The 21,215-nt window shown below is 63.3% G+C and carries 20 protein-coding genes; 11 read left to right on the plus strand and 9 right to left on the minus strand.

All coding sequences use genetic code 11. The features are described from left to right. Positions 1-81: 81 nt before the first annotated feature. The 5 genes from H621_RS0118675 to H621_RS0118695 all read left to right on the plus strand — a co-directional run bounded on the left by H621_RS0118675 (position 82) and on the right by H621_RS0118695 (position 5,659). A complete protein-coding gene (locus tag H621_RS0118675) occupies positions 82-1,665 on the plus strand; it encodes an aldehyde dehydrogenase (NADP(+)) (protein WP_028944855.1) in 1,584 nt (527 codons plus the stop codon). Positions 1,666-1,750: 85 nt separating this feature from the next. After that, entirely contained in the window at positions 1,751-3,127 is a 1,377-nt protein-coding gene (locus H621_RS0118680) for an MFS transporter (RefSeq protein ID WP_028944856.1), read from the plus strand. Next, entirely contained in the window at positions 3,124-3,864 is a 741-nt protein-coding gene (locus H621_RS0118685; protein ID WP_028944857.1) for an SDR family oxidoreductase, read from the plus strand. The genes H621_RS0118680 and H621_RS0118685 overlap by 4 nt, the downstream gene beginning before the upstream one ends. A 28-nt stretch (positions 3,865-3,892) precedes the next feature. After that, the gene (locus H621_RS0118690) at positions 3,893-4,741 is read left to right on the plus strand and encodes an ureidoglycolate lyase (protein WP_028944858.1); all 849 of its coding nucleotides are present in this window, start codon (positions 3,893-3,895) and stop codon (positions 4,739-4,741) included. A 9-nt stretch (positions 4,742-4,750) separates the two neighbouring features. Further along, a complete protein-coding gene (locus H621_RS0118695) occupies positions 4,751-5,659 on the plus strand; it encodes a 2-hydroxyacid dehydrogenase (RefSeq protein ID WP_028944859.1) in 909 nt (302 codons plus the stop codon). Positions 5,660-5,691: 32 nt separating this feature from the next. Here the strand turns inward: H621_RS0118695 and H621_RS0118700 are convergent, their stop codons facing one another. Next, complete coding sequence (locus H621_RS0118700; RefSeq protein WP_028944860.1) at positions 5,692-6,243, minus strand: P-loop NTPase family protein; 552 nt, start codon at positions 6,241-6,243, stop codon at positions 5,692-5,694. Between the two features lie 261 nt (positions 6,244-6,504). Here H621_RS0118700 and H621_RS27780 point away from each other — a divergent pair, with 261 nt between their 5' ends. Further along, a complete protein-coding gene (locus H621_RS27780; RefSeq protein ID WP_245219098.1) occupies positions 6,505-7,239 on the plus strand; it encodes an OmpA family protein in 735 nt (244 codons plus the stop codon). Positions 7,240-7,263: 24 nt separating this feature from the next. Here the strand turns inward: H621_RS27780 and H621_RS0118715 are convergent, their stop codons facing one another. Further along, positions 7,264-8,640 (minus strand): MmgE/PrpD family protein, encoded by a 1,377-nt coding sequence (locus H621_RS0118715; protein WP_028944862.1) that lies wholly within the window; start codon positions 8,638-8,640, stop codon positions 7,264-7,266. A 117-nt stretch (positions 8,641-8,757) separates the two neighbouring features. Further along, positions 8,758-9,684, minus strand: a complete 927-nt coding sequence (locus H621_RS0118720) for a LysR family transcriptional regulator (RefSeq protein ID WP_028944863.1) — start codon at positions 9,682-9,684, stop codon at positions 8,758-8,760. Between the two features lie 127 nt (positions 9,685-9,811). On the opposite strand from H621_RS0118720, the gene H621_RS0118725 reads away from it, so the two are divergent. Then, on the plus strand, positions 9,812-10,939 hold the full coding sequence (locus H621_RS0118725; RefSeq protein ID WP_036990078.1) for an alkene reductase: 1,128 nt from the start codon (positions 9,812-9,814) through the stop codon (positions 10,937-10,939). Positions 10,940-10,991: 52 nt separating this feature from the next. Here the strand turns inward: H621_RS0118725 and H621_RS0118730 are convergent, their stop codons facing one another. After that, positions 10,992-11,795, minus strand: coding sequence for an alpha/beta fold hydrolase (locus H621_RS0118730; protein ID WP_028944865.1), 804 nt, complete (start codon positions 11,793-11,795; stop codon positions 10,992-10,994). 178 nt (positions 11,796-11,973) lie between these two features. Between H621_RS0118730 and H621_RS0118735 the strand changes: the two genes are divergently transcribed. Both H621_RS0118735 and H621_RS0118740 read left to right on the plus strand, forming a co-directional pair. Then, positions 11,974-12,588: a dihydrofolate reductase family protein gene (locus H621_RS0118735; protein ID WP_028944866.1), complete on the plus strand. Its 615-nt coding sequence runs from the start codon at positions 11,974-11,976 to the stop codon at positions 12,586-12,588. 221 nt (positions 12,589-12,809) lie between these two features. Beyond that, positions 12,810-13,622, plus strand: coding sequence for a class I SAM-dependent methyltransferase (locus H621_RS0118740; RefSeq protein WP_028944867.1), 813 nt, complete (start codon positions 12,810-12,812; stop codon positions 13,620-13,622). A gap of 62 nt (positions 13,623-13,684) precedes the next feature. Here the strand turns inward: H621_RS0118740 and H621_RS0118745 are convergent, their stop codons facing one another. From H621_RS0118745 to H621_RS0118765, 5 genes are all read right to left on the minus strand, one after another. Further along, entirely contained in the window at positions 13,685-14,893 is a 1,209-nt protein-coding gene (locus H621_RS0118745; RefSeq protein WP_028944868.1) for an MFS transporter, read from the minus strand. Positions 14,894-14,963: 70 nt separating this feature from the next. After that, positions 14,964-16,010 carry a heme-dependent oxidative N-demethylase family protein gene (locus H621_RS0118750; protein WP_028944869.1) on the minus strand — a complete coding sequence of 349 codons (1,047 nt, stop codon included), beginning with the start codon at positions 16,008-16,010 and terminating at the stop codon, positions 14,964-14,966. A gap of 17 nt (positions 16,011-16,027) precedes the next feature. Further along, entirely contained in the window at positions 16,028-16,993 is a 966-nt protein-coding gene (locus H621_RS0118755) for a PDR/VanB family oxidoreductase (protein WP_028944870.1), read from the minus strand. Further along, complete coding sequence (locus H621_RS0118760; protein ID WP_028944871.1) at positions 16,990-17,595, minus strand: dimethylamine monooxygenase subunit DmmA family protein; 606 nt, start codon at positions 17,593-17,595, stop codon at positions 16,990-16,992. The genes H621_RS0118755 and H621_RS0118760 overlap by 4 nt, the downstream gene beginning before the upstream one ends. A 238-nt stretch (positions 17,596-17,833) precedes the next feature. Continuing rightward, on the minus strand, positions 17,834-19,258 hold the full coding sequence (locus tag H621_RS0118765) for a gamma-aminobutyraldehyde dehydrogenase (protein WP_028944872.1): 1,425 nt from the start codon (positions 19,256-19,258) through the stop codon (positions 17,834-17,836). Positions 19,259-19,510: 252 nt separating this feature from the next. On the opposite strand from H621_RS0118765, the gene H621_RS0118770 reads away from it, so the two are divergent. Further along, entirely contained in the window at positions 19,511-20,263 is a 753-nt protein-coding gene (locus H621_RS0118770) for a FadR/GntR family transcriptional regulator (RefSeq protein WP_028944873.1), read from the plus strand. A gap of 57 nt (positions 20,264-20,320) precedes the next feature. Further along, entirely contained in the window at positions 20,321-21,070 is a 750-nt protein-coding gene (locus H621_RS0118775; protein ID WP_028944874.1) for a PDC sensor domain-containing protein, read from the plus strand. Positions 21,071-21,215 lie beyond the last annotated feature (145 nt).

A 21,215-nucleotide genomic window follows, 5' to 3' on the forward strand; every position in this document is an offset into this window, starting at 1 on the left:
GATCCACAAATGCCATTGGGAAAGAATCGCTCGCCTGCCTAGATTAGCGCCCAGTCTCTTCAACAGGCTTCAGGAGCGTTCATGACTCAACATGCCGGCCACAACTTCATTGGCGGTGCCCGTAGCGCCGCCGGCCACCTGACCTTGCACAGTGTCGACGCCAGCACCGGCGAGCCGTTGCCCATCGATTTTCACCAGGCCACCCCTGACGAGGTCGATGCTGCTGCCCGCGCTGCCGCCGCCGCGTATCCTGCCTTCCGGAGCCTGGCGCCGCAGCGCCGTGCCGAGTTTCTCGACGCCATTGCCTGCGAGCTCGATGCACTGGGCGACGATTTCATCGCCACCGTTTGCCGCGAAACCGCGTTGGCCAGTGCCCGTATCCTGGGTGAACGGGCGCGTACCAGTGGGCAACTGCGCCTGTTTGCCCAGGTGCTGCGCCGTGGCGACTTCTTTGCCGCGCGTATCGACCGGGCCCAGCCAGACCGCCAGCCACAGCCGCGGCTGGATATCCGCCAGTGCCGCCTGGGCCTGGGGCCAGTGGCGGTATTCGGGGCCAGCAACTTCCCCTTGGCGTTCTCCACTGCCGGTGGCGACACGGCCGCCGCATTGGCGGCCGGTTGCCCGGTGGTGTTCAAGGCCCATAGCGGCCATATGGCCACGGCCGAGCAGGTGGCCTCGGCCATTGTGCGCGCCGCCGAGCGCTGCGCGATGCCAGCCGGGGTGTTCAACATGATCTTTGGCGCAGGCGTCGGTGAAGCGCTGGTCAAGCACCCGGCGATCCAGGCGGTGGGCTTTACCGGTTCGCTCAAGGGCGGCCGGGCCCTGTGCGACCTGGCTGCCGCTCGGCCACAACCGATTCCGGTGTTTGCCGAGATGAGCAGCATCAACCCGGTGATCGTCCTGCCCCAGGCTTTGCAAGCACGCGGTGATGCCATCGGGCGCGAGCTTGCCGCCTCGGTGGTGATGGGCTGCGGGCAGTTCTGCACCAATCCGGGCCTGGTGCTGGGGGTGCGCTCGCCGGCGTTCAGCGCCTTCATCGAGCAACTCCAGGCACAGATCGCCGATCAGCCACCACAAACCATGCTCAACGCCGGCACCTTGCGCAGCTACAGCCACGGTGTCGCCGAACTCAAGGCGCACCCTGGCATCCGGCACCTGGCAGGTGCCGAACAACAGGGCAAGCAAGCCTGTGCGCAACTGTTCCAGGCCGACGCCCGGTTGCTGCTGACGGCCGACCCGCTGCTGCAGGAAGAGGTGTTCGGCCCCGCCACCGTGGTAGTGGAACTGGCCGACCATGGGCAACTGCTCCAAGCCTTGCATGCACTGGGTGGCCAGCTCACCGCAACGCTTGTGGGCGAAGCGGACGAGCTGGCCGGGGCTGCGGACCTTGTGGCAGTGCTGGAGCACAAGGCCGGACGCTTGTTGATCAACGGCTACCCGACGGGTGTCGAGGTGTGCGAAGCGATGGTGCATGGCGGCCCTTATCCGGCCACTTCCGACAGCCGTGGCACCTCGGTGGGCAGTCTGTCGATCGACCGCTTCCTGCGCCCGGTGTGCTACCAGAACTTCCCCCAGGCGTTGCTGCCGCAGGCCCTGCAGGATGCCAACCCGCTGGGACTGCTGCGCCTGGTCGACGGCCAGCCGAGCCGCGAACCGATCTGCTAATGGCTGCAGCACCGGGCGCCTGGCGCCCGGTGACCCGATCCATAACAACAATCAGGCATGCCCGATATGCCCAGGGGTCACACCGATGCACACATCAACCGAGCACCTTGCCTCAACGGCCCGCGACCCGGGTTTCGAGGACCGTACCTACCGCAAAGTCATTCTGCGTATCCTGCCGATTCTGCTGCTGTGCTACATGGCCGCGTACCTTGACCGGGTCAATATCGGCTTCGCCAAGCTCGATATGCTCAATGACCTGCAGTTCAGCAACACCGTCTATGCCCTGGGCGCAAGCATGTTCTTCTGGGGCTACTTCTTGTTCGAGGTGCCGAGCAACCTGCTGCTGCACCGGTACGGCGCGCGCTTTTGGATAGCGCGGATCATGGCCAGCTGGGCAATCATCTCGATGGCCGTGGCCTTCACCGTGCCGCTGGCCAAGCTGTTTCATGTCGAAGCCAGCACCATGTTCTACGTGCTGCGCTTCTTGCTCGGGATCTGCGAAGCCGGGTTCTTTCCAGGCGTGATCCTCTACCTCAACTACTGGTTCCCCACCCATCGCCAGAGCCGGGTGATGTCGGGCTTCTTGATCGCCATGCCGATCAGCCTGACCCTGGGCGGCGTGCTCTCCGGCTGGCTGATGACCAGCCTCAACGGCTGGCACGGCATGGCCGGCTGGCAGTGGATGCTGCTGATCGAAGGCATTCCCTCGGTGCTCATGGCCGTGGTGGTGTTCACCTGCCTGTGCGACAACATCGACAAGGCCGCCTGGCTGTCGAGCGACGAGAAGCAGATGCTCAAGGCCAACCTGCAGCAGGATAACCACGGCAAGGCCACCCGCCTGAGCGAGGTGTTCTTCAACAAGCGGGTATGGCTGCTGGTGTTCATCCTGCTGACTTTCAACACTGGCTTCTACGGCCTGGCCTTCTGGATGCCGTCGATCATCAAGAGCGCCGGGATCACCAGCAGCCTCGAGATCGGGCTGCTCACGGCCATCCCCTATGGCGTGGCGGTGGTCGCCATGCTGCTCAATGCACGCCACTCCAACCGCACCGGCGAGCGCCGGCTGCATGCGGCAGTCCCGGCGTTCATTGGCGGTTGCGGGCTGATCCTCAGCGCCTTCTTCGCCAACAACCTGGTGCTCTCGGTGCTGTTCCTGAGTGTCGCCGCCTCGGGCATCCTCAGCCTGATGCCGATCTTCTGGACCTTGCCGGGCAGCGTGCTCTCCGGAGTTGCCGCCGCCGCGGGCATCGGCATGATCAACGCCATCGGCAATCTCTCGGGCTTTACCGGGTCGATGATCACCGCCGTGGCCGAGACCCTCACCGGCAACATCAACAATGGCACCTACGTGCTGGGCCTGTGTTTGTTTGCCAGCGGCCTGTTGATCCTCTCGATCCCGGCTTCGATGCTGGGGCGCCAAGGCAGTGAGACTGCCACCGACCTCAAGCTGGAGACCGCATGAACACAACGCCCCGGCGCGTACTGATCACCGCTGCCGGCCAGGGCATTGGCCTGGCCAGCGCAAGGGCCTTTGCCGAAGCCGGGTTCGAGGTCATTGCCAGCGACATCCGCATCGATGCCCTGGCTGGTCAACCCGGCATCCAGGCGCGGGTGCTGGATGTCACGGATGCGCAAGCCATCGAGGCGCTGAGCGAGGAGGTGGGGGGGATCGACGTACTGTTCAACTGTGCAGGCTACGTACACAGCGGCAGCATCCTGGGCTGTGACGAAGCTGCCTGGGAGCGTTCGCTGGCAATCAATGTCACCGCCATGTACCGGACCATCCGTGCTTTTCTGCCGAGTATGCTCGCCCGTGGCGGCGGCTCAATCATCAACATGTCGTCGGTGGTATCAAGCGTCAAGGCTGTGCCCAACCGTTTTGCCTATGCGGCAAGCAAGGCGGCGGTGATCGGCCTGACCAAGGCCGTGGCCGCCGACTACATTGCCCAGGGTATTCGCTGCAATGCCATTTGCCCTGGCACGGTGGAATCGCCCTCGCTGCAACAGCGCATCGCCGAACAGGCCGCTGCCCAGGGCCTGGGTGCCGACCAGGTGTACCAGCAGTTCGTCGCCCGCCAGCCCATGGGGCGGCTGGGCAGCGCCGAAGAAATCGCTCGGCTGGCCCTGTACCTGGGCAGCGACGCGGCGGCCTATACCACCGGTGGCGTGCACCTGATCGATGGCGGCATGAGCCTCTGAATTTCATTGAATCAAGCGGGAGACCTTTATGAAACTGTTGCGTTATGGCGACAAGGGCGCCGAAAAGCCTGGCCTGCTGGATGCCGACCAGCATATCCGCGACCTGTCTGGGGTGATCACCGACATCGCCGGCGTGGCCCTGGCACCCGAGAGCCTCGCCAGGCTTGCCGGCCTCGATCCGCACAGCCTGCCACGGGTGCCGGGCGACCCGCGCATCGGCCCGTGCGTGGGCAACATCGGCAAGTTCGTCTGCATCGGCCTGAACTACGCCGACCACGCCGCCGAGGCCGGCATGCCGGTACCGGCAGAACCGATCATTTTCAATAAATGGACCAGCGCCATCTGTGGCCCCAATGACAACGTCGAGATTCCCCGCGGCTCGCGCAAGACCGACTGGGAAGTGGAGCTGGGGGTGGTGATTGGCAAGGGCGGGCGTTACATCGATGAAGCCAACGCCATGGACCATGTAGCGGGCTACTGCGTGATCAACGATGTGTCGGAACGCGAGTGGCAACTGGAGCGTGGCGGCACCTGGGACAAGGGCAAAGGCTTCGACACGTTCGGCCCGATCGGCCCGTGGCTGGTGACCCGTGATGAAATTGCCGACCCCCATGCCCTGGACATGTGGCTGGAAGTGGACGGTCATCGCTACCAGGACGGTAACACCCGCACCCTGATCTTCCGCATTGAGCAACTGATTGCTTATTTGAGCCGCTGCATGAGCCTGCAACCGGGCGATGTCATTTCCACTGGCACGCCGCCCGGTGTGGGCATGGGGATCAAGCCTTCCCCAGTATTCCTGCGTGCCGGCCAGACAATGCGCCTGGGCATCCAGGGCCTGGGAGAGCAACGTCAAATCACCGTCCAGGCCGACTGAGGAGCCACGATGAAAGCCGATTTGCTGATGCTGGCGCCGCTGCTGCCAGAGTATGAGGCGCAACTGGCCGAACATTTTCACCTGATCCGCGCTCACACGGATGCCGAGCAACAGGCGTTGCTGGCCGATCGCTCCCAGCGCATAAGGGTGTTGGTCACCAACGGCGGGGAGGGCGTCAGCCCGCAACTGATGGCCGCGCTGCCCAGCCTCGCGCTGATTGCCGTCAACGGTGTGGGCCTGGACAAGGTCGACCTGGAACAAGCCCGCGCCCGGGGTATTCGCATTGCCACCACTGATGACATTCTCACCGATGCAGTGGCCGACCAGGCCGTGGCGCTGTTGCTGGCGCTGCTGCGCCAGGTGTGCCAGGCCGACCGTTTTGTGCGTGAAGGCCAATGGCTTGAGGGCGGCTTCACGCGGTTGGGCACCCGCCTGCGCGGGCAGCGGGTGGGCATACTCGGGCTGGGCAAGATTGGCGCAGCCATCGCCGAGCGCTTGCAGCCCTTCGGCGTCGACCTGGCGTACCATAATCGCCGGCCTGTGCCCGGTTGCCCGTACACCTACCACGCTGATCTTTGCGCACTGGCGCAGGTCAGTGACATCCTCATCGTGGCGGCGGCAGGCGGCCTGGCATCGCGTCACCTGGTTGACGCCCGGGTGCTTGACGCACTGGGGCCTGACGGGGTGATCGTCAACGTCGCCCGTGGCAGCGTGATCGATGAAGCGCAGTTGGTGGCACGGTTGGCAGACGGGCGTCTGGGAGGGGCGGCGCTGGATGTGTTCGAATATGAACCGCAGGTGCCAGAAGCCCTGCTGGTGCTGGACAACGTAGTGCTGCAACCGCACCTGGGCAGCGCAACGCTGCAAACCCGCCGGGCCATGGCCGAGAGTGTGGTGCGGGCAGTGCTGGCGGGGTAACGGCACGGGAGGGCTGAGCGTCCCTCCCTGATTCACACGTGCTGGCTTGCCTGGGCGCCTTCATCGCGGCTTTTTGGCAGTGCCTGCAGGAACTGGTCTATTTGGCGCTCATTGTGCAGGTGAACTACCGGTACCAGCGCGCCCACCCTCAACCGCATTGCCTCGATGGAGGGGCGATAGTCGCGATCAAATCCCCAGACAAACTTCAGAAAGGTCAGGAACGCCTTGTCCAGCCGCTCGCTGCAGCCGGCGGGCAGGTCCGGGCGTGGCTTGTTCAATACGCTGCGCATGATCACCCGTCGCAGGCAGGTGAACCGCGAGGTGTCCAGCCAGATCACCAATTCGGCACGCGGCAGGCGCAGGTCGAAGGTGCGCCGCGAATAATTGCCTTCGCAGACCCAGGCGTCTGACGCGACCGCCTCCTTGACCCGGGTACGAAACGCCTCGGCGTCGGGCTCGACCCAACCGGGCTCCCAGAACAGTTTGTCCAGGTGTACCACGGGTATATCCAGGCGCTTGCCGAGGGTGCGCGCCAGGGTCGACTTGCCGCTGCCGGCGTTGCCCAGGATGACGGTGCGTTGCATGGGTGGAGGCCTCCTTGGCGGATAGCCGGGCATTGTGCAGCACTACCCAAGGTGCTGGAAAGCGCATCGTAACGAGCCCCATTGCGACTGCTGCGCAGTGAATCGCAGCCTAGCGACAGCGGCGACCGCCCTCTGCATGTTGTTAGACGTTTTACGTAACTTCCAGACAATATTTTTAGTGTTTGTTGAGATACTTGTTTAGGAATTACTTAGTTTGCATCCGAAAAGCTTGTAGGGGATTTCGATTGACCCCTTTTGTGGGTGGAATTATTTGCAGGTGCGCTGGTCAACCTCAATACCGCCCTGGTGCGGCTGAACGCTGCGCTCGGACGTCAGGTTCACTCGCCGCTGAGCGTATTGCAGGCGCTTCGCCAGCAGGTAGCCGGCTTCATCCAGAGGGTGCAGCGACAAAGCGCAATCGGCGAAACACTGCCGGTAGCGATGAGCCTGCTTGCGCCGAGCAGGGTGCCGCCAGTGGTGATCATGCCCCCCACGCACCTGCCACCCTTGACGCCGCGTAAAAGTAGGAAAGGTCGGTGGTTGCTCGCACTTGGGGCCGTACTGGCGCTAGGTATGACTGCGGGGTGGTGGGGGCTACCCCATCCCTTTAGGCCCGAGCCGATTCCCGAGCCGGTGCATCTCGACAGCCTGACCCTGTTTGATGCTGGCAGTGCTGTACTCAACCCGGCCTCGACCAGGGTGCTGGTCAAGGCGCTGGTAGACATCAAGGCCCGCCCGGGCTGGTTGATTGTCATCTCTGGTCATACCGACACCACGGGCAGCACCGCGCAGAACCAGCAACTTTCCCATGCCCGTGCCACCGCAGTGCGCGACTGGATGCAGCGTATGGGCGACATTCCCGACAACTGCTTTGCCGTCCAGGGCGGTGCCGCCAATCAGCCGATTGCCAGCAATGAAACGTTCGAAGGTCGCTCGGCCAACCGCCGTGTCGATATCCAACTGGTGCCACAGGCGGGGGCATGTGGCAGCGGTTGATTTTTTCGCGGGGCCAGCCCGCGTCTAGCGGGCGTGGTCGATTGCTGTAAACACCAGCAGGTCCTTGAGCTCGGTACTGCTGCGCAGCCCCCACGCACGCTCGATCAAGGCCTCGACGCTATTCCCATCCAGCGCCCCGGAAAACGCCACCAGACGACGGAATTTATCCTCAAGCTCCCGGCGCGACAGGCTGTTGTCCGGATCGCCCTTGGGCGAGTCGATGGCACCCTGGTAGCGGCGCCCATCGTTGCCCAGCACCTCGACCCGGCCCAGCCAACGCTGTGGGTAGGCTGCATCGACCTGGTCATCCAGCTGCATGCTGACCTTGTCGCGAAATGCCGCTACGCGCGGATCACTCAGGGCGTGCTGCTGGAACTCGGTCAGCCCGGCCTTGCCATGCACCGCGATCAAGCCCAGTACCGTGCCCATGGAGAACTTGGCCTGATGCACGCTCTGTGGCACCTCGACCCGCCCCAGCACATCGATGGCACCCTGGTGAACACGGGTGACGACGCTGGCAATGTCGTCATGGCGCAGGCCCTCGTCTCGCATCAACGCCAGCAAGGCATCGGCCGCCGGATGGGTATGGCGGCAGGAGGCGTGAAACTTGAACGAGGTTTCCAGCAGCGCCCAGCGGCTGCCCAGGCGATCGGACAGGCACGCTGGCCTGGCGTCACTGGACATGCCCGCGGCCATGCCCTGGTCACCTTCAAGAATGTTGCGGGCGCCGGTCAGGCCGTCAGCAGTGAGGTAAGCCGCCAGCAAGCCATCAGCCGCGGCCTTGGCGGTATGCAATTGCTTGGAGTCGGCGGCATCGCGCAAGAACTCCCACAGGCCGGCGGCCTGGGTGCCGGCGCTGCCGAGCAGGTTGATGAACGCTTCCTCGTCGAAGTCCATCAGCTTGCCGACCGACACCGCCGCGGCGAGGGTGCCAACGGTGGCGGTGGTGTGGAAGGTGCGGTAATGGGAACGCCCCAGGAATTCACCGATACGGATGCCGGCTTCGTAGCCTGCCACCGTTGCCAGCAGCAGTTGGCTACCCGACTTGCCCAGGTCCTGCGCCGCTGCCAGTACGGCAGGGAAGACCACGGTGGCCGGGTGCAGCACCGAGCTGTTGTGCAGGTCGTCCTGCTCCACCAGGTGCGAGGAGGCGCCATTGACCAGCGCTGCGAAGTACGGCGAACTGCGCAGGCCATTGACCAGGAGGGTGGACGGGCCGTCGGCCGGTCCCATTCTCGCGGCGTAGCGCTCGAACAACGGGATCGGGTGCGAGCCTTGGCTGGCCAGGGCTGAACCCAGCCAGTCAAGGAACAGGTCTTCGCTACGCGAAAGCACCTCGTTGGGCAAGTCTGAGTATTTCAGGCTCGCTAGAAATGCGGCCAGGTGGCGGGTATGGCTCATGCGTTCGATCCTTGGGTTGTCCCGTTTTTCGCAGCGCACTCGGCGCAAGCGCTGGGCATAAAGTTAGCAAGCTAACAAAATTCCCGGCCACCACCTGAAATGGGGGGCAAGGTGGCCTCACGTCAAATTGTCCCAATACGGCGGTGAGCCGATGGCGTCGAGAAAGTAGTCCCATACCCGTCGTACTTTTTGCGAGCGAAGGCGGTTTTCCGGGGAGATCAAGTGGATCTGACTGGGCGTTGCATCCACCGAGCCTTCCCAGTCAGGCAACAACTGGACCAAGGTCTTGTTCCTGAAGTGCTCGTTGTCAAACAGCCAGGAAGGAAACAGTACAATGCCCCGGCCTGCCAGCGCCGCTTCCACCAGTACCTGAGCGTTGTTGCTGCGCAGCGGGCCTTGCACGTCGATGATCGTAGTCGCCTCGGTGCCCGGGCGGCGGAAATGCCAGCGTTGGGCGCCACCGGTTCCTTTGTAGACCAGGCAGCAGTGCTGTTGCAGGTCCTCGGGAACGGCAGGTTTACCGTAGCGCTGCACATACTCGGCGCTGGCGCACAGGACGAATCGCTGGTCGCAGAGTGTGCGCCCGATCAGCCCTGAATCCTGCAGGTGGCCCACCCGGAAGGTGAGGTCGGCGCCTTCCTGCACCGGATCGATAAAGGCATCGGTGACCGTCAGCTCGACGGTCAGGTCGGGGTATTGCCGGTACAAGCCATCAAGCAGCTTGACGATATGCAGGTGGCCGAACGCGACCGGCGCATTGATGCGCACCAGGCCGCGAACGTCGCCGACCTTGCCACTGATGTCTTCATTGGCGGTGTCGAGCAGCTCCAGCACTTCGCGGATCTGCACGTAGTAGCGCTCGCCGGCGTCGGTCAGTTTCACCGCACGGGTGTTGCGGTACAGCAGTTGCTGCCCCACCTCGCGTTCAAGCGCGGCAATGAAGCGCGACACCGACGAGGCAGGTACCTGGAAGTGGCGGGCGGTGGCGGAAAAGCTCCCGGTTACCGCCACCATCGCGAAGAAACGGTGGGCCTTGAGATACATTGAAGGGACTCTGGTTGCTGCAATGGCAATAATGTTTTGCGTTTTGGCTTGATTGTGGCTGTTTTGGCAAGACCCTACCATGGCCTCATCACTCCCCAGGCGCAAGCCTATTCAAGAGGCCCCCTACATGATTGACCTGTTTGCTCCTTGCAACCTTGCCGGATTGGCGCTGAACAACCGTTTCGTCATGGCCCCGATGACCCGCTCACGGGCACCGCACGATATCGCCACCGAACAGGTGGCGCTGCATTACACCCAGCGCGGCACGGCAGGCCTGATCGTTTCGGAAGGTACGCCGATCTCCCGTGAAGGGCAGGGCTACCTGTTCAATCCGGGCATCTACACCCCGGAGCAGATCCAGGGCTGGAAGCTGGTGACTGACTCCGTTCACAGCGTCGGCGGCAAAATGTTCGCCCAGTTGTGGCATGTGGGGCGCGTGTCGCATACCTCGATCCAGCTCGACGGCAAAGCACCTGTGAGTGCCACGAGCAAGGCCGCCCAGGGGGCAGTAGCCTTCGGCTATACCCCCGAGGGTGAACCCGGTTTTGTCGCCACTTCGACGCCTCGCCCGTTGACCACCGAGGAAGTCGCCCGGGTGGTCGAGGACTTCGCCCAGGCCGCGCACAATGCCATTGAAGCCGGTTTCGATGGCGTTGAAGTCCATGGCGCCAACGGCTATCTCATCGAGCAGTTCCTCAACCCCCTGGTCAATGACCGCTCCGATCGTTATAGCGCCGACACCCTGGAAGGTCGCCTGCGCTTTGTCTTCGAAGTGATCGATGCAGTCATTGCCAGGATTGGCGCCCATCGGGTGGGTATTCGCATCTCGCCCTATGGGCAGCTGTTCGACATGCCGCTCTACCCTGAGATCGATGAGACCTATGCGGCACTGTGTGCAGGCATGGGCGCTCGTGGCATCGCCTATGTACACGTCATGGACCAGACCCACTTCTTCCTCGCCAGTGAGAGCGCCACCGCCCGGGATCAGGCATTGTGCAGCTTGCTTGAGCACTGCAAGGCGCAGTTGGGGCACACGGCGTTGATCCTGGCCGGTGACATGACCCTGGAGCGTGCCCAGGACCTGGTAGACGCCGGGCTGATCGACCTGGCCGGCTTTGGCCAGCCGTTCATTGCCAACCCTGACCTGGTCGCCCGCCTGAAAAATGGCTGGCCCCTGGCTGTTCCGGACCGTGCCAGCTATTACGGCGGTTCGGGCACGGGGTATGTGGACTACTCGCCGTACGTGTCAGCCTGAAGGCCGGGACGGTGTGCCCGCTTTGCGCCCAATCGCAGCCTGGCGGCAGCGGCTACGGATGGGCGTCGAGAAAACGTCCCACGGCCTTGAGTACCACATCCGGTGCCTCGCGATGGGGAACGTGATAGCAATCGTCCAGGATCAGGCATTCACTCGGCGCACTCGACAGCGTGGCCAATTGCTGCGGGTGCGCCACTGAACCGTATTCGTCGTGCTCGCCATGGAGGACCAGCAGGGGGCAATGAATGGCATCGACCGAGTGTTCGATGGTCCAGTGACGGTAATTTTCCCCCAGCCAGGTTTGCGTCCAGGCATTGAACACCCAGGGCGCCTTGGTGCCATGGTATCGCTCCAGGCGGGCCATTTGCCCAGGTTGGGCAAACTGCACCTGTGCTTCGCGGATGCCTTGCAGGGTGCGGTCTTCGACAAATGCCTGGGCTGCGACGGTGATCAATGCCGCGCACTGTTGGTGAAAGCGCGAGGCACAGGCTGCGGCCATTGCGCCGCCGACGCTATGGCCCAGGGCGACAAAGCGCTCAATCTGCAAGGCCGTTTCAAGGTAGGGGAAGAAGCGCTCGGCCTCGTCGCGAATGAACGTCAGTGGCAGTGGCCCCGGATATACATCCGATTGGCCAAAGCCGAGGCGGTCATAGGCGATCACTTCACGGCCAGTGGCCTGGCACAGTTGCTGGGGAAAATCCCGCCACAGCGTGACGCAGCCCAGTGAGTCGTGAAAGAGGATGATCGGCGGCTTTTGCCCGTTGTCCGGGCTTTGGGCGGGGTACCAGCGGCTACAGAACAGCCGCCCGTGCGGTGTGTCGATCCAAAGGGTTTCGGTGTGGCTGGACAATGGCATGCAAGACCTCGGCAGACGGCGCGGCGTATTCGCAGAAGACGCAGGGTAGCAGAGCCGGGCCAGCGTCCAGAAGGACGATGGCGGTTGACCAGGTGTTTGTGACCGGTATCGCGCTGTCGATTTGGCTGCTCGGTGTTCGACTACCTGTACCTGCACATGCACCCATGAGGAGAACACCATGCGCAAGCTTACCGTTGCCGCGTTCACCAGCCTGGACAGTGTCATCCAGGGGCCTGGCGGGCCTGAAGAAGACACCCGTGGCGGATTCTGTTTGGGCGGCTGGATCGTGCCTTATGCAGACGAGGTATTTGGCCAGGCCATCGACGCACTGTTTGCGCAGCCCTTCGAGTTGCTGCTGGGGCGGCGCACCTACGACATCTTTGCGGGTTACTGGCCGCACCAGACTGCACCCGAGAACCAGTTCATCGCCGATGTGTTCAATCGCGTGCCCAAGCACGTCGCCACCCATCATGCCGATACGCTTGAGTGGCATAACAGCCATGGGCTGCAGGGCGATCTGGTCGAGGCGATCCATGCACTCAAGCAACAACCGGGCGCCGACCTGTTGACCCAGGGTAGCGGTGACCTGGTACGCCAGTTGCTGGCTGCCGGGCTGGTGGATGAGCTGCGCTTGATGATCTTTCCGCTCTTGCTGGGGCAGGGTAAGCGCTTGTTCGATGACAACGCCCAGCCAGCCTCCTTTACCTTGGCAGACTCGATCTGCACGCCAGGCGGGGCGCTGATTGCCCACTACGTGCGCAGTGGCGAGGTGCGTACTGGATCATTCGAGTAGCAGCAGGGGTGCCTTCACCGCTATATGCGTGAAGGCTATAGGGATGTACCAAAGAGATCTTGCCTGGCAAGCACCCGTGCTTGCCGGCTCGCGGGGATAGCGTTTAGCTGGTCGGTGGCGTTGGTCCAAGCCACCGCCATGGCTTGAAAACCCCCAATGACAACAAGTGGCGCGTTGATCGACTCAGGGTGAGGCGCGCGCCGATGACGAAGGTGCATGCCATGAGCACACCCCTGGATTTGAATGCGTTGAAAGCACGTCAGCAGGCTGCCTGGGCCAGCGGCGACTACGCGGTGATCGGCACAACCTTGCAACTGGTTGGCGAGCGCTTGGCCGAAGCCTGCGATTTGCGCTGGGATGAGCAGGTACTCGATGTGGCGGCCGGCAATGGCAACGCCACGCTGGCTGCAGCGCGGCGCGGCTGTCGGGTCATATCGACGGATTATGTGCCCGAGTTATTGAAACGAGGTGAAGCGCGCGCGCAGGCAGAACATTTGAACGTCGAGTTTCAAGTAGCCGATGTCGAGGCGTTGCCGTTTGGCGATGGCGCTTTCGATGCGGTGGTCTCCACGTTTGGGGTGATGTTCGCCCCCGACCAGGCTCAAGCGGCGCAAGAGCTTGGCCGTGTCTGTCGCTCGGGCGGCCGGATTGGCCTGGCCAACTGGACACCACAAGGTTTTATCGGGCAAATGTTCAAGACCCTCGGGCGCCATGTGCCGCCACCTGCCGGTGCGCAGCCGCCGTCACGCTGGGGAGATGAAGAACAGCTGCGCAGTCTGTTCGCCGACACCCTTGGCAACATCACGGTGAGCCGCCAACAGTTCAACTTTCGCTATCGCTCGGCGGCGCATTTCATCGACGTGTTCAGGACCTGGTACGGCCCGGTACATAAAGCCTTTGCGTCATTGGAAGCGGTCAGCGCCAGCGCCCTGGAAACCGACCTGACTCAATTGCTGAACGACCACAACGTGGCAGGCGCCTCGTCACTGGTGGTGCCCAGCGAATACCTGGAGGTCGTGATCAGCCGGCGCTAGCGGCTACAGGCCCGGTGCTTGTAGCCGCTGGCGACGGCGCGTAGCGGTGGTGTTTCTGGCGCCTAGAGCGCTACTGCGGGCGCCAGGGTGGAAGGTTCACGGCGGATGCTGCCCAGCGGGACGATCACCAGCAGCAAGGTCAGTATCACGGTCACGGCAATGCCCCAGGCTGCCAGAGTGAAGCCACCCAACGAGATCAAGCCGCCGGAGATCGCCGGGCCCACGGCCAGGCCCAGGCTCAGGAAGCTACTGGCGGCAGCCACCACGCGACCCTCGCGGTCCAGGGCTGCAGCCAGGCCGGTCAGGTAGCTCAGGGCATAGAAGTAGGTAATGCAGATGGTCATTACACCGGCGGTGTACAGGGTCTTGGAGTGTTCGCCCAGGACATAGCTGAGGCTGGTGCCGCCGGTCAGCAGGATTGCCAGGATCACCGGGGTGCTCATGCCGAAGCGCTTGCCGACCATGGCCGCGATCAGCGGTCCGATCAAGCCGACAAACGACTGGAACGACAGCAGCATGCCCAACTCGTCACCGCTGTAGCCGACCATGGTGCCGATACGCTCGACAAATGCCCAGCCCATGGTGTCGCGGGCCTGGAACACGAACATCGCCAGCATCATGCAGATCGCCGGCAGACTCAGCAGGATATTGCCCGAGCCTTTACCGGCAGCGTGTGCCAACGGGCAGGGTTCGGCAGCGGGCGCACGTTGGGCCATGGCCGGAATAGCCAGCAGCATCACCGCCATGGTTGCGGCCATCGCGTAGTACAGGCCTGACAAGCCATACAAGGCCATGACCTTGGCGTAGCCGAGCATCACCACGATCATCAACAGCACCGACAGCACGTTCATGTGCCCGGCAATACGGTCCGGGTGTTTGGCGCTGGACACTGCAGCGTTGCCGCAGGCCAGGGCCAGGCCGGCACCCAGGCCCGCCAGGCAGCGCACGGCGGCCAGGGTGTAGATGTCCTGGATGTTGGCGCTGGCAAGGTTGGCGGCAATCGCCAGCACGGTGCCGACCAGCGCCAGGGTACGTCGGGGCGCGCGGCCCATGAATGGCGCGATCAGCAAGGAGGCCAGCATGGTGAAACCAAATTCGGCCGACATCAGCAGCCCGGCCTGGGCTTCATTGAGTTGCAGGTCGTGGATGATCGCGCTGATCAGAAAGGGCAAGGCCCACAGGCCCAGCAAGCCGACACCATAGGCGGAACCGGCGGCGGAGAACACCAGACTCCAGCTCTCGGGCAGGAAGTTTCGTATTGTTGTTTTCATGAGGTGATCCGTGAGTGGCAAGGCTTGTCGTGGTTGGAAGCGCGCCCTCGGGGCGCGCTCGCAAGGTGTGTTATTGCTGGCTTTCGTCGACTGGGGTGCCGTCGTCGAACTGTGACAAGTAGCTGACCATGGCGTCGCGATAACGGGTAAAGCCCTTGTAGTCGACCAACTCCTGATCCAGGTCGCGGATTACCCGGTGCATGCGCTTGGCCCATTGCGGGGCGAACTCGGCCAGTTGCTGGAGGCTGACCAGGTAGGTGCGCACCGGAAACAGCACGGCGTTGCTGCGCGGCAGGCGGTGCAGCGGCTGCAGTTCGATGCGCAGGTTGACCAGCTCGCCGGCGTTTTCCGGGGTGACGATGGTGCGCTCCGGTGCCCAGTCCGGCAGGGTCTCGGCCGAGGTCTCAAGGCGCGGGTTGACGGTGATCGACCAGTTGGTACGGCGCACCGGGTGACCGGGGCGAAGGCGCAGGAGGAACTTCAGGGCGCGTTGCAGGATGCCCATTTCATGCAGTTTGGGCACCGGGCCGTGGAACTCCATGAAGCTCATGCCCAGGTTGAAGCGCAGCGAGTAATCCGCCCGCTGGGTGGCCATGCCGGCACCCATTACCAGGGTTTCGTCGCGCTCTTCGAGGAGGATGAACTCGCCTTGGGCCTGACGGGTGATGTACTCCATCGGGTCCATCGGCAAGGTGCTGGCGTCACCGAAGGTGAAGGTGTCGTCGATTTGCAGCGGGCGGTTGATCCAGTGCCACTGGCTGCCGTTCTTCTCCAGGGTGAAGTGCTCGGGGAAGTCGCGCGAGTACGACTCCATCAGCAGTTCGAGCAGGTCCCACTGGGCTTCCATCATGTGCGGCAGCGCGGCGTAGTGAACACCGGGCGCGCTGTCCAGGGTCTGGGCGCGGTGGTGACACTCGGAGATGTAGTGCTCGTCGATGTCGAACTGCGCCCGCAGCGCGCCTTGGCCGAACGGCACATGGGGCTCGACGTTCATCGAGTACATGTACTGGTCTTCCGGGTAAGGGAAGGGCAGGCGCACGATCGCTTCGCGGCTGTTGCTGTAGGTGTGGTCGCTGCCGGCGTCGGCGTAGGTTTCGATGGGCTTGAATGCGGTCATTTTGTTGTTGTCCTGTATCAGAGGTCTACGACCAGGCGGCTGCAGTTGGCGCGGGAGACGCACGGCATGAATTTGCGCTTGCTCAGCTTGTCGTCCTCGCTGAGCCAGTCATCGCGATGGTCGAGTTCACCATCGACTTCCAGTACTTCGGTTTCGCAATAGCCACAGGCTCCGCCCCGACACAGGTACGGCACTTTGTAGCCAGCCTGTTCGGCAGCTTCGAGCAGCGATTGCTCGGCCGGCACCTCGATCGTTACACCCTGGCGCGCAAGGGTGACGCTAAAGGGCTGGCCTGTGGAGCCTTGCTCGACGAAACGCTCGTAATGGATATGGCTGTCGGTCCAGCCCAGGGCGTGAGCGCTGTCGAGGGTGTCGTCGATCATGCTGTCGGGGCCGCAGACGTAGACGTGGCTGCCCAGCGGCCTGCCGGCCAGTACGCTGCGGATGTCCAGGCGCTGCTGGCCCTGTATGTAAAGGTGGATGCACTGGCCGTAGCGGGCCTGCAGTTCTTGGCCCAGGGCGGTGTGCTCGGGGCCGCGCACAGCCAGGTGCAGCTCGAAGGTGGACTGCTTGACGTGCAGCTCCTCGAGTTGCGAGTACACCGGGGTGATACCGACACCGCCTGCAATGAACACATGCTGGCGGGCGTGCTTGGCCAATGGGAACAGGTTGGCCGGCTGCAGGATTTGCAGCAGGTCGCCTTCGCCGACCTTGTCATGCATCAGGCGCGAGCCGCCGCGACCGTCACTGACCCGGCGCACGGCGATCTGGTAGGCGCTGGAGTCGTAGGGCGAGCTCATCAGCGAGTAGGCGTTGCGGTGAGTCTTGTCGCCGTCTTCCAGTACCACCACCACATGGCTGCCACCGGAGAAGGCGGGCAGGTGCTTGCCGTCGGGGTCGACCAGGGTGAAGCGCTTGATTTCCGGGGTCAGTTGCTCGATGCGGGCGACGCGCACGCTCAAGGTGCCGTTGTGGGTATTCATGTGTCGAGCTCCTCGGCAGGTGGCAGTTCGCCTGGGACTTCGCCATCGGCCTTGATGCCCTGGAACGCGGCCAGGCGACGGGAGTAGTGATCGCGCACCACCAGGTTGAGCTGGCAACCGGGGCAGATGAACACGCGTTGGGTGACGTTTTCGGTGTACGTGTCGCAGTGCGCGCACCAGACCCGGCGCACCAGGGTGCCGCTGTGTTCACGCAACACTTCGTCGCGGTTGAGGTCGACGGCGTTGGCAGCTTGCATGGCGGTGCCGATGAAGCTTTCCGAGCCGCTCAGGTACAAGCGGGTGCCCATGTGGGCATCACCCAGGCGCTCGCGCAGGGCGTCGATCAGGGCCTGGTTGCTGGCGAACACTTCAAGGCCCGCGGCGTCTGCGTCTTGCAGGGCCTGCAGATGGCTGTGGCCAGAGAACGACTCGGTGGAATACAGCAGGGTGCTGTTGTGGCGCTGGTTCTCGGACATGTCCGCGAGCAGTCGCAGCATGGCCGCGCCGCCGCTGCCCTGGCCCGCGATCAGGTGGCGCAGGCCGCCTGTCATGGGTTGCAGCCGGTCGTAGACCGGGCGGCTCTTGATGCCGGTGATAAGCATGGTGGTACACCTCGTAAGCCGTTACCGCCGCTGTGCCGAACGGTAACAATGACGGCTGGTTTCAGACGCAGGCAGGAGTGAAAGCAGAACCCATGCCATATTGCCTATGGTTTTATATGTTTTATGTCGAGGGCCCGTTTTCGGGCGGTTTCATCAGGCGCTACTGTGCAATCGGTGCTGCTGCCAATGCCTTGGCGTGGTGCGCGGCGCCCCGATCAGGTGCGCCACGCGCCGGGATTCAATGCTTGAACATGACGTGGCGCACGCAGGTGTAGTCTTCGAGCCCGTACATGGACATGTCCTTGCCGTAACCGGACTGCTTCATGCCCCCGTGGGGCATTTCACTGATCAGCATGAAATGGGTGTTTACCCAGGTGCAGCCGTACTGCAGGCGGGCGGCCAGGCGGTTGGCGCGGCCCACATCGTTGGTCCACACCGATGAAGCCAGGCCGTAGTCCGAGTCGTTGGCATAGGCCAGGGCTTGGGCCTCGTCGGTGAAGGGGGTGATGCTGACCACCGGGCCGAACACTTCCCGCTGGACGATTTCGTCATCCTGGCGGGCGTCGGCCAGCACCGTCGGCTCAAAGAAGAAGCCTGGCCCTTCGGCGCGCTTGCCACCGGTGATTACGCGGATGTGCGGCAGGGCCTTGGCGCGTTCGACGAAGCCTTCCACGCGTTCCAGGTGATCGCGGGTGATCAGCGGGCCGAGTTCGGTCTGCGGATCATCCTGCAGGCCCATGCGCAGGCTGCCCACTGCGTCGCCGAGTTTGCTGACAAAGGCATCGTATACACCTTGCTGTACATACAGGCGGCAAGCGGCGGTGCAGTCCTGGCCGGCATTGTAGAAGCCGAAGGCGCGGATGCCTTCGACAGCGGCATCGATATCGGCATCGTCGAAAATCAGCACCGGCGCCTTGCCGCCCAGTTCCATGTGCGTGCGTTTCACGCTGCTGGCAGTGCTGGAAATGATGCGTGCGCCGGTGGCCACCGAGCCCGTGAGCGAGACCAGGCGCACCTTGGGGTGGTTGACCAAAGGCTCGCCCACGCTTGGGCCACGACCGAAGAGGATGTTGACCACACCGGCCGGGAACAGGTCGGCCATCATGCGCCCCAGCTCCAGAGCGGTGAGCGGGGTTTGTTCCGATGGCTTGAGGACCACGCAGTTGCCGGCGGCGAGGGCAGGCGCGAGCTTCCAGGCAACCATCATCAGCGGGTAGTTCCAGGGAGCGATGGAGGCCACCACGCCCAGCGGGTCGCGGCGGATCATCGAAGTGTGGCCCGGTAGGTATTCACCTCCGGCAGAGCCGGACAGGCAGCGGCTGGCACCGGCGAAGAAGCGGAACACGTCGGCAATCGCCGGGATTTCATCGTTCAGGGCGGCCTGATAGGGCTTGCCGCAGTTCTGCGACTCCAGGCGGGCCAGCGTCTGCGCCTGGGCCTCGATGCGATCGGCCAGCTTGAGCAGCAGCTGGGCGCGCTCCTTGGGAGGCGTCTGTGACCATGCATCAAACGCCTGGTCGGCGGCGTGAACGGCGGCATCGACCTGTTCGCTGCTGGCCTCGGCGATGTTCACCAGCACCGCCCCCTCGCTGGGGTTGTAGACGGCGTACGGGCTGCCTTGGCCTTCGACCAGTTGGCCGTTGATCAGGAGTTTGGTTTGCATGGCGTATTCCTTGGTCGTTTTGTAATTGGAAAATCGCTGGGCAGGCGCAGCAGTGTCCGTGTCGGCCTGCTATACATATGAAACCATATCTTAAAGTTTGATGTTTGCCAACTGCCCTGAAAATGACCCTTCGTGCCAAAAAATGGGCAATTAATCGGTATCGGACGACTGGCTGTTCGCTATAAGATGCAAAAATGAATCTTTTAGCCCAGGCATGCGCCACGTCTGGCAACGGCTTGATAGGGAGAGGCAATGACTGCCCTGAATACTGCACGTAATACCGCCTTCATCAGGTTGCGCCAGGAAGGGCGTACCGATGAGGTGGCGCGAAGGCTGGTGGAGGCCATTGAGCTGGGCCTGTTTGCCGAGGGGCAGCAGTTGCCGAGCGAATCGGAATTGGCACTGCAGTTGGGGGTCGCCACGGTAACCTTGCGTGAAGCGCTGGTGGTGCTGCGCCAGCGCGGCCTGATCGAGACTCGGCGTGGCCGCAACGGCGGCAGTTTTGTCTGCGCGCCGGTGGAGTTGCCCGAAGCGTTGCTGCTGCAAAAGCTGCGTGACATGAGTGGCCCGGACCTGCGCGACCTGGGCGATGAGCAGACCGCGATTTCCGGTACTGCCGCGCGCCTGGCGGCCAAGCGCAGCTCGCCCGAGCAGCATGCACGCATCGCCCAGCACATCGAGACACTCAAGCAGGCCGGCTCGCGCCTGGCCCGGCACCGGGCCGATGCGCGCTTTCACATCGAAGTGGCGGCCGCTGCGCAATCGTTGCGCCTGACCCACACCGAGATGCGCCTGCAGTCCGAAGTGGGTGAACTGTTGTGGCTCGAGGCGGCCGGTGGTGGCGAGGTAGCGGTGGTCGAACAGGAACACCGGGCCATACACCAGGCCCTGGTCGCAGGCGATTCGGTGTTGGCCGGCGCCCTCGCCGAGGCCCATGTGAGTCGCGGCATCAAGCGCCTGATCAGCTTGCGGCTGGAGCTGCTGGCCGAAACGGAAGTGGTCTGAACAGCATTGCGTTGCAGCGTCCATAAGAAGAAAGCCGAACCTGCGTGAGGAAATGCCATGTTTGCCCTGAGCGATAACGACCCCCTGTCTGTCTGCGCCGAGCAGTTGGACAGCACCCTGGGGACCATCTTCAGTCAGGTCCGCCAGTTGGTGGAAGAAACCCGAAATCTATGGGAGCGGATCTTGAGCGAGGGGCGCCAGCCTTCTGCTCGTGACTTGGCCTCGCTGCGTCCGGCCATCGACCAGCAACTGCTTGCCACCGGGGCCTTTGGCTGTGGTGGTGGGGTGATCGTCGAGCCCAACTGCCTGACCGACCGGGAAATGCACCTGGAGTGGTGGTACCTGGCCGATGGCGGCAAGACCCTGCCGTTGCGCCCCAACTTCGACCGCCGCCGCGAGAACTACTACGACTACACCGAAATGCCTTGGTACCGGCGGCCTCGCGATACCGGCAAGAGTGCGGTCGAGGGGCCCTATGTGGACCTCTATGGCACCAACATGTACGTGCTGACTTTCACCATGCCGATCTACGTGCAGGAGCGCTTCATTGGCGTGGCAGGGCTGGACCTGTCGCTGCACAACGTCGAGCGCCTGCTGGTGCGCAGCCTGATGCGCCTGGAGCATCAGGCGGTACTGGTGTCGGCCGACGGTCGAGTGATTGCCTCCAATACCGCCAATTGGATGGTGGGCGACCTGGCCCAGGCCCTGCTCAATACCTTGCCGGTCGACGGTGTTCGCCTGGCCCTGGCGGAGTCCGAGGCGGGCTGGTCGCTGGTGCGGTTGCCGGCGTTGCGCAAGGTGGTTTGATAGATGCTCGGACTGCGAAGCGATTGCTGTGCAAGTGCCTCGGCAGCGGCTACGGCAAACCGATGTAGCCGCTGGCGCCAGCCTGCGATCGAGCGCGCAGCGGTCGTGCATTCATGACCATTGCGCCATCTGGCGACTGCTGCGC

It is taken from the genome of Pseudomonas vranovensis DSM 16006 (assembly GCF_000425805.1).
GTDB classification, from domain to species: Bacteria; Pseudomonadota; Gammaproteobacteria; order Pseudomonadales; family Pseudomonadaceae; genus Aquipseudomonas; species Aquipseudomonas vranovensis.

Bases quoted from the DNA above. Each gene is read 5' to 3' on its own strand.
- H621_RS0118735 (WP_028944866.1), top strand. From the start codon at position 11,974: ATGCGCAAGCTTACCGTTGCCGCGTTCACCAGCCTGGACAGTGTCATC.
- H621_RS0118715 (WP_028944862.1), bottom strand. From the start codon at position 8,640: ATGAGCCATACCCGCCACCTGGCCGCATTTCTAGCGAGCCTGAAATAC.
- H621_RS0118775 (WP_028944874.1), top strand. From the start codon at position 20,321: ATGTTTGCCCTGAGCGATAACGACCCCCTGTCTGTCTGCGCCGAGCAG.
- H621_RS0118745 (WP_028944868.1), bottom strand. From the start codon at position 14,893: ATGAAAACAACAATACGAAACTTCCTGCCCGAGAGCTGGAGTCTGGTG.
- H621_RS0118730 (WP_028944865.1), bottom strand. From the start codon at position 11,795: ATGCCATTGTCCAGCCACACCGAAACCCTTTGGATCGACACACCGCAC.
- H621_RS0118685 (WP_028944857.1), top strand. From the start codon at position 3,124: ATGAACACAACGCCCCGGCGCGTACTGATCACCGCTGCCGGCCAGGGC.
- H621_RS0118755 (WP_028944870.1), bottom strand. From the start codon at position 16,993: ATGAATACCCACAACGGCACCTTGAGCGTGCGCGTCGCCCGCATCGAG.
- H621_RS0118765 (WP_028944872.1), bottom strand. From the start codon at position 19,258: ATGCAAACCAAACTCCTGATCAACGGCCAACTGGTCGAAGGCCAAGGC.
- H621_RS0118750 (WP_028944869.1), bottom strand. From the start codon at position 16,010: ATGACCGCATTCAAGCCCATCGAAACCTACGCCGACGCCGGCAGCGAC.
- H621_RS0118675 (WP_028944855.1), top strand. From the start codon at position 82: ATGACTCAACATGCCGGCCACAACTTCATTGGCGGTGCCCGTAGCGCC.
- H621_RS0118725 (WP_036990078.1), top strand. From the start codon at position 9,812: ATGATTGACCTGTTTGCTCCTTGCAACCTTGCCGGATTGGCGCTGAAC.
- H621_RS0118740 (WP_028944867.1), top strand. From the start codon at position 12,810: ATGAGCACACCCCTGGATTTGAATGCGTTGAAAGCACGTCAGCAGGCT.
- H621_RS0118700 (WP_028944860.1), bottom strand. From the start codon at position 6,243: ATGCAACGCACCGTCATCCTGGGCAACGCCGGCAGCGGCAAGTCGACC.
- H621_RS0118770 (WP_028944873.1), top strand. From the start codon at position 19,511: ATGACTGCCCTGAATACTGCACGTAATACCGCCTTCATCAGGTTGCGC.
- H621_RS0118760 (WP_028944871.1), bottom strand. From the start codon at position 17,595: ATGCTTATCACCGGCATCAAGAGCCGCCCGGTCTACGACCGGCTGCAA.
- H621_RS0118695 (WP_028944859.1), top strand. From the start codon at position 4,751: ATGAAAGCCGATTTGCTGATGCTGGCGCCGCTGCTGCCAGAGTATGAG.
- H621_RS0118690 (WP_028944858.1), top strand. From the start codon at position 3,893: ATGAAACTGTTGCGTTATGGCGACAAGGGCGCCGAAAAGCCTGGCCTG.
- H621_RS0118720 (WP_028944863.1), bottom strand. From the start codon at position 9,684: ATGTATCTCAAGGCCCACCGTTTCTTCGCGATGGTGGCGGTAACCGGG.
- H621_RS0118680 (WP_028944856.1), top strand. From the start codon at position 1,751: ATGCACACATCAACCGAGCACCTTGCCTCAACGGCCCGCGACCCGGGT.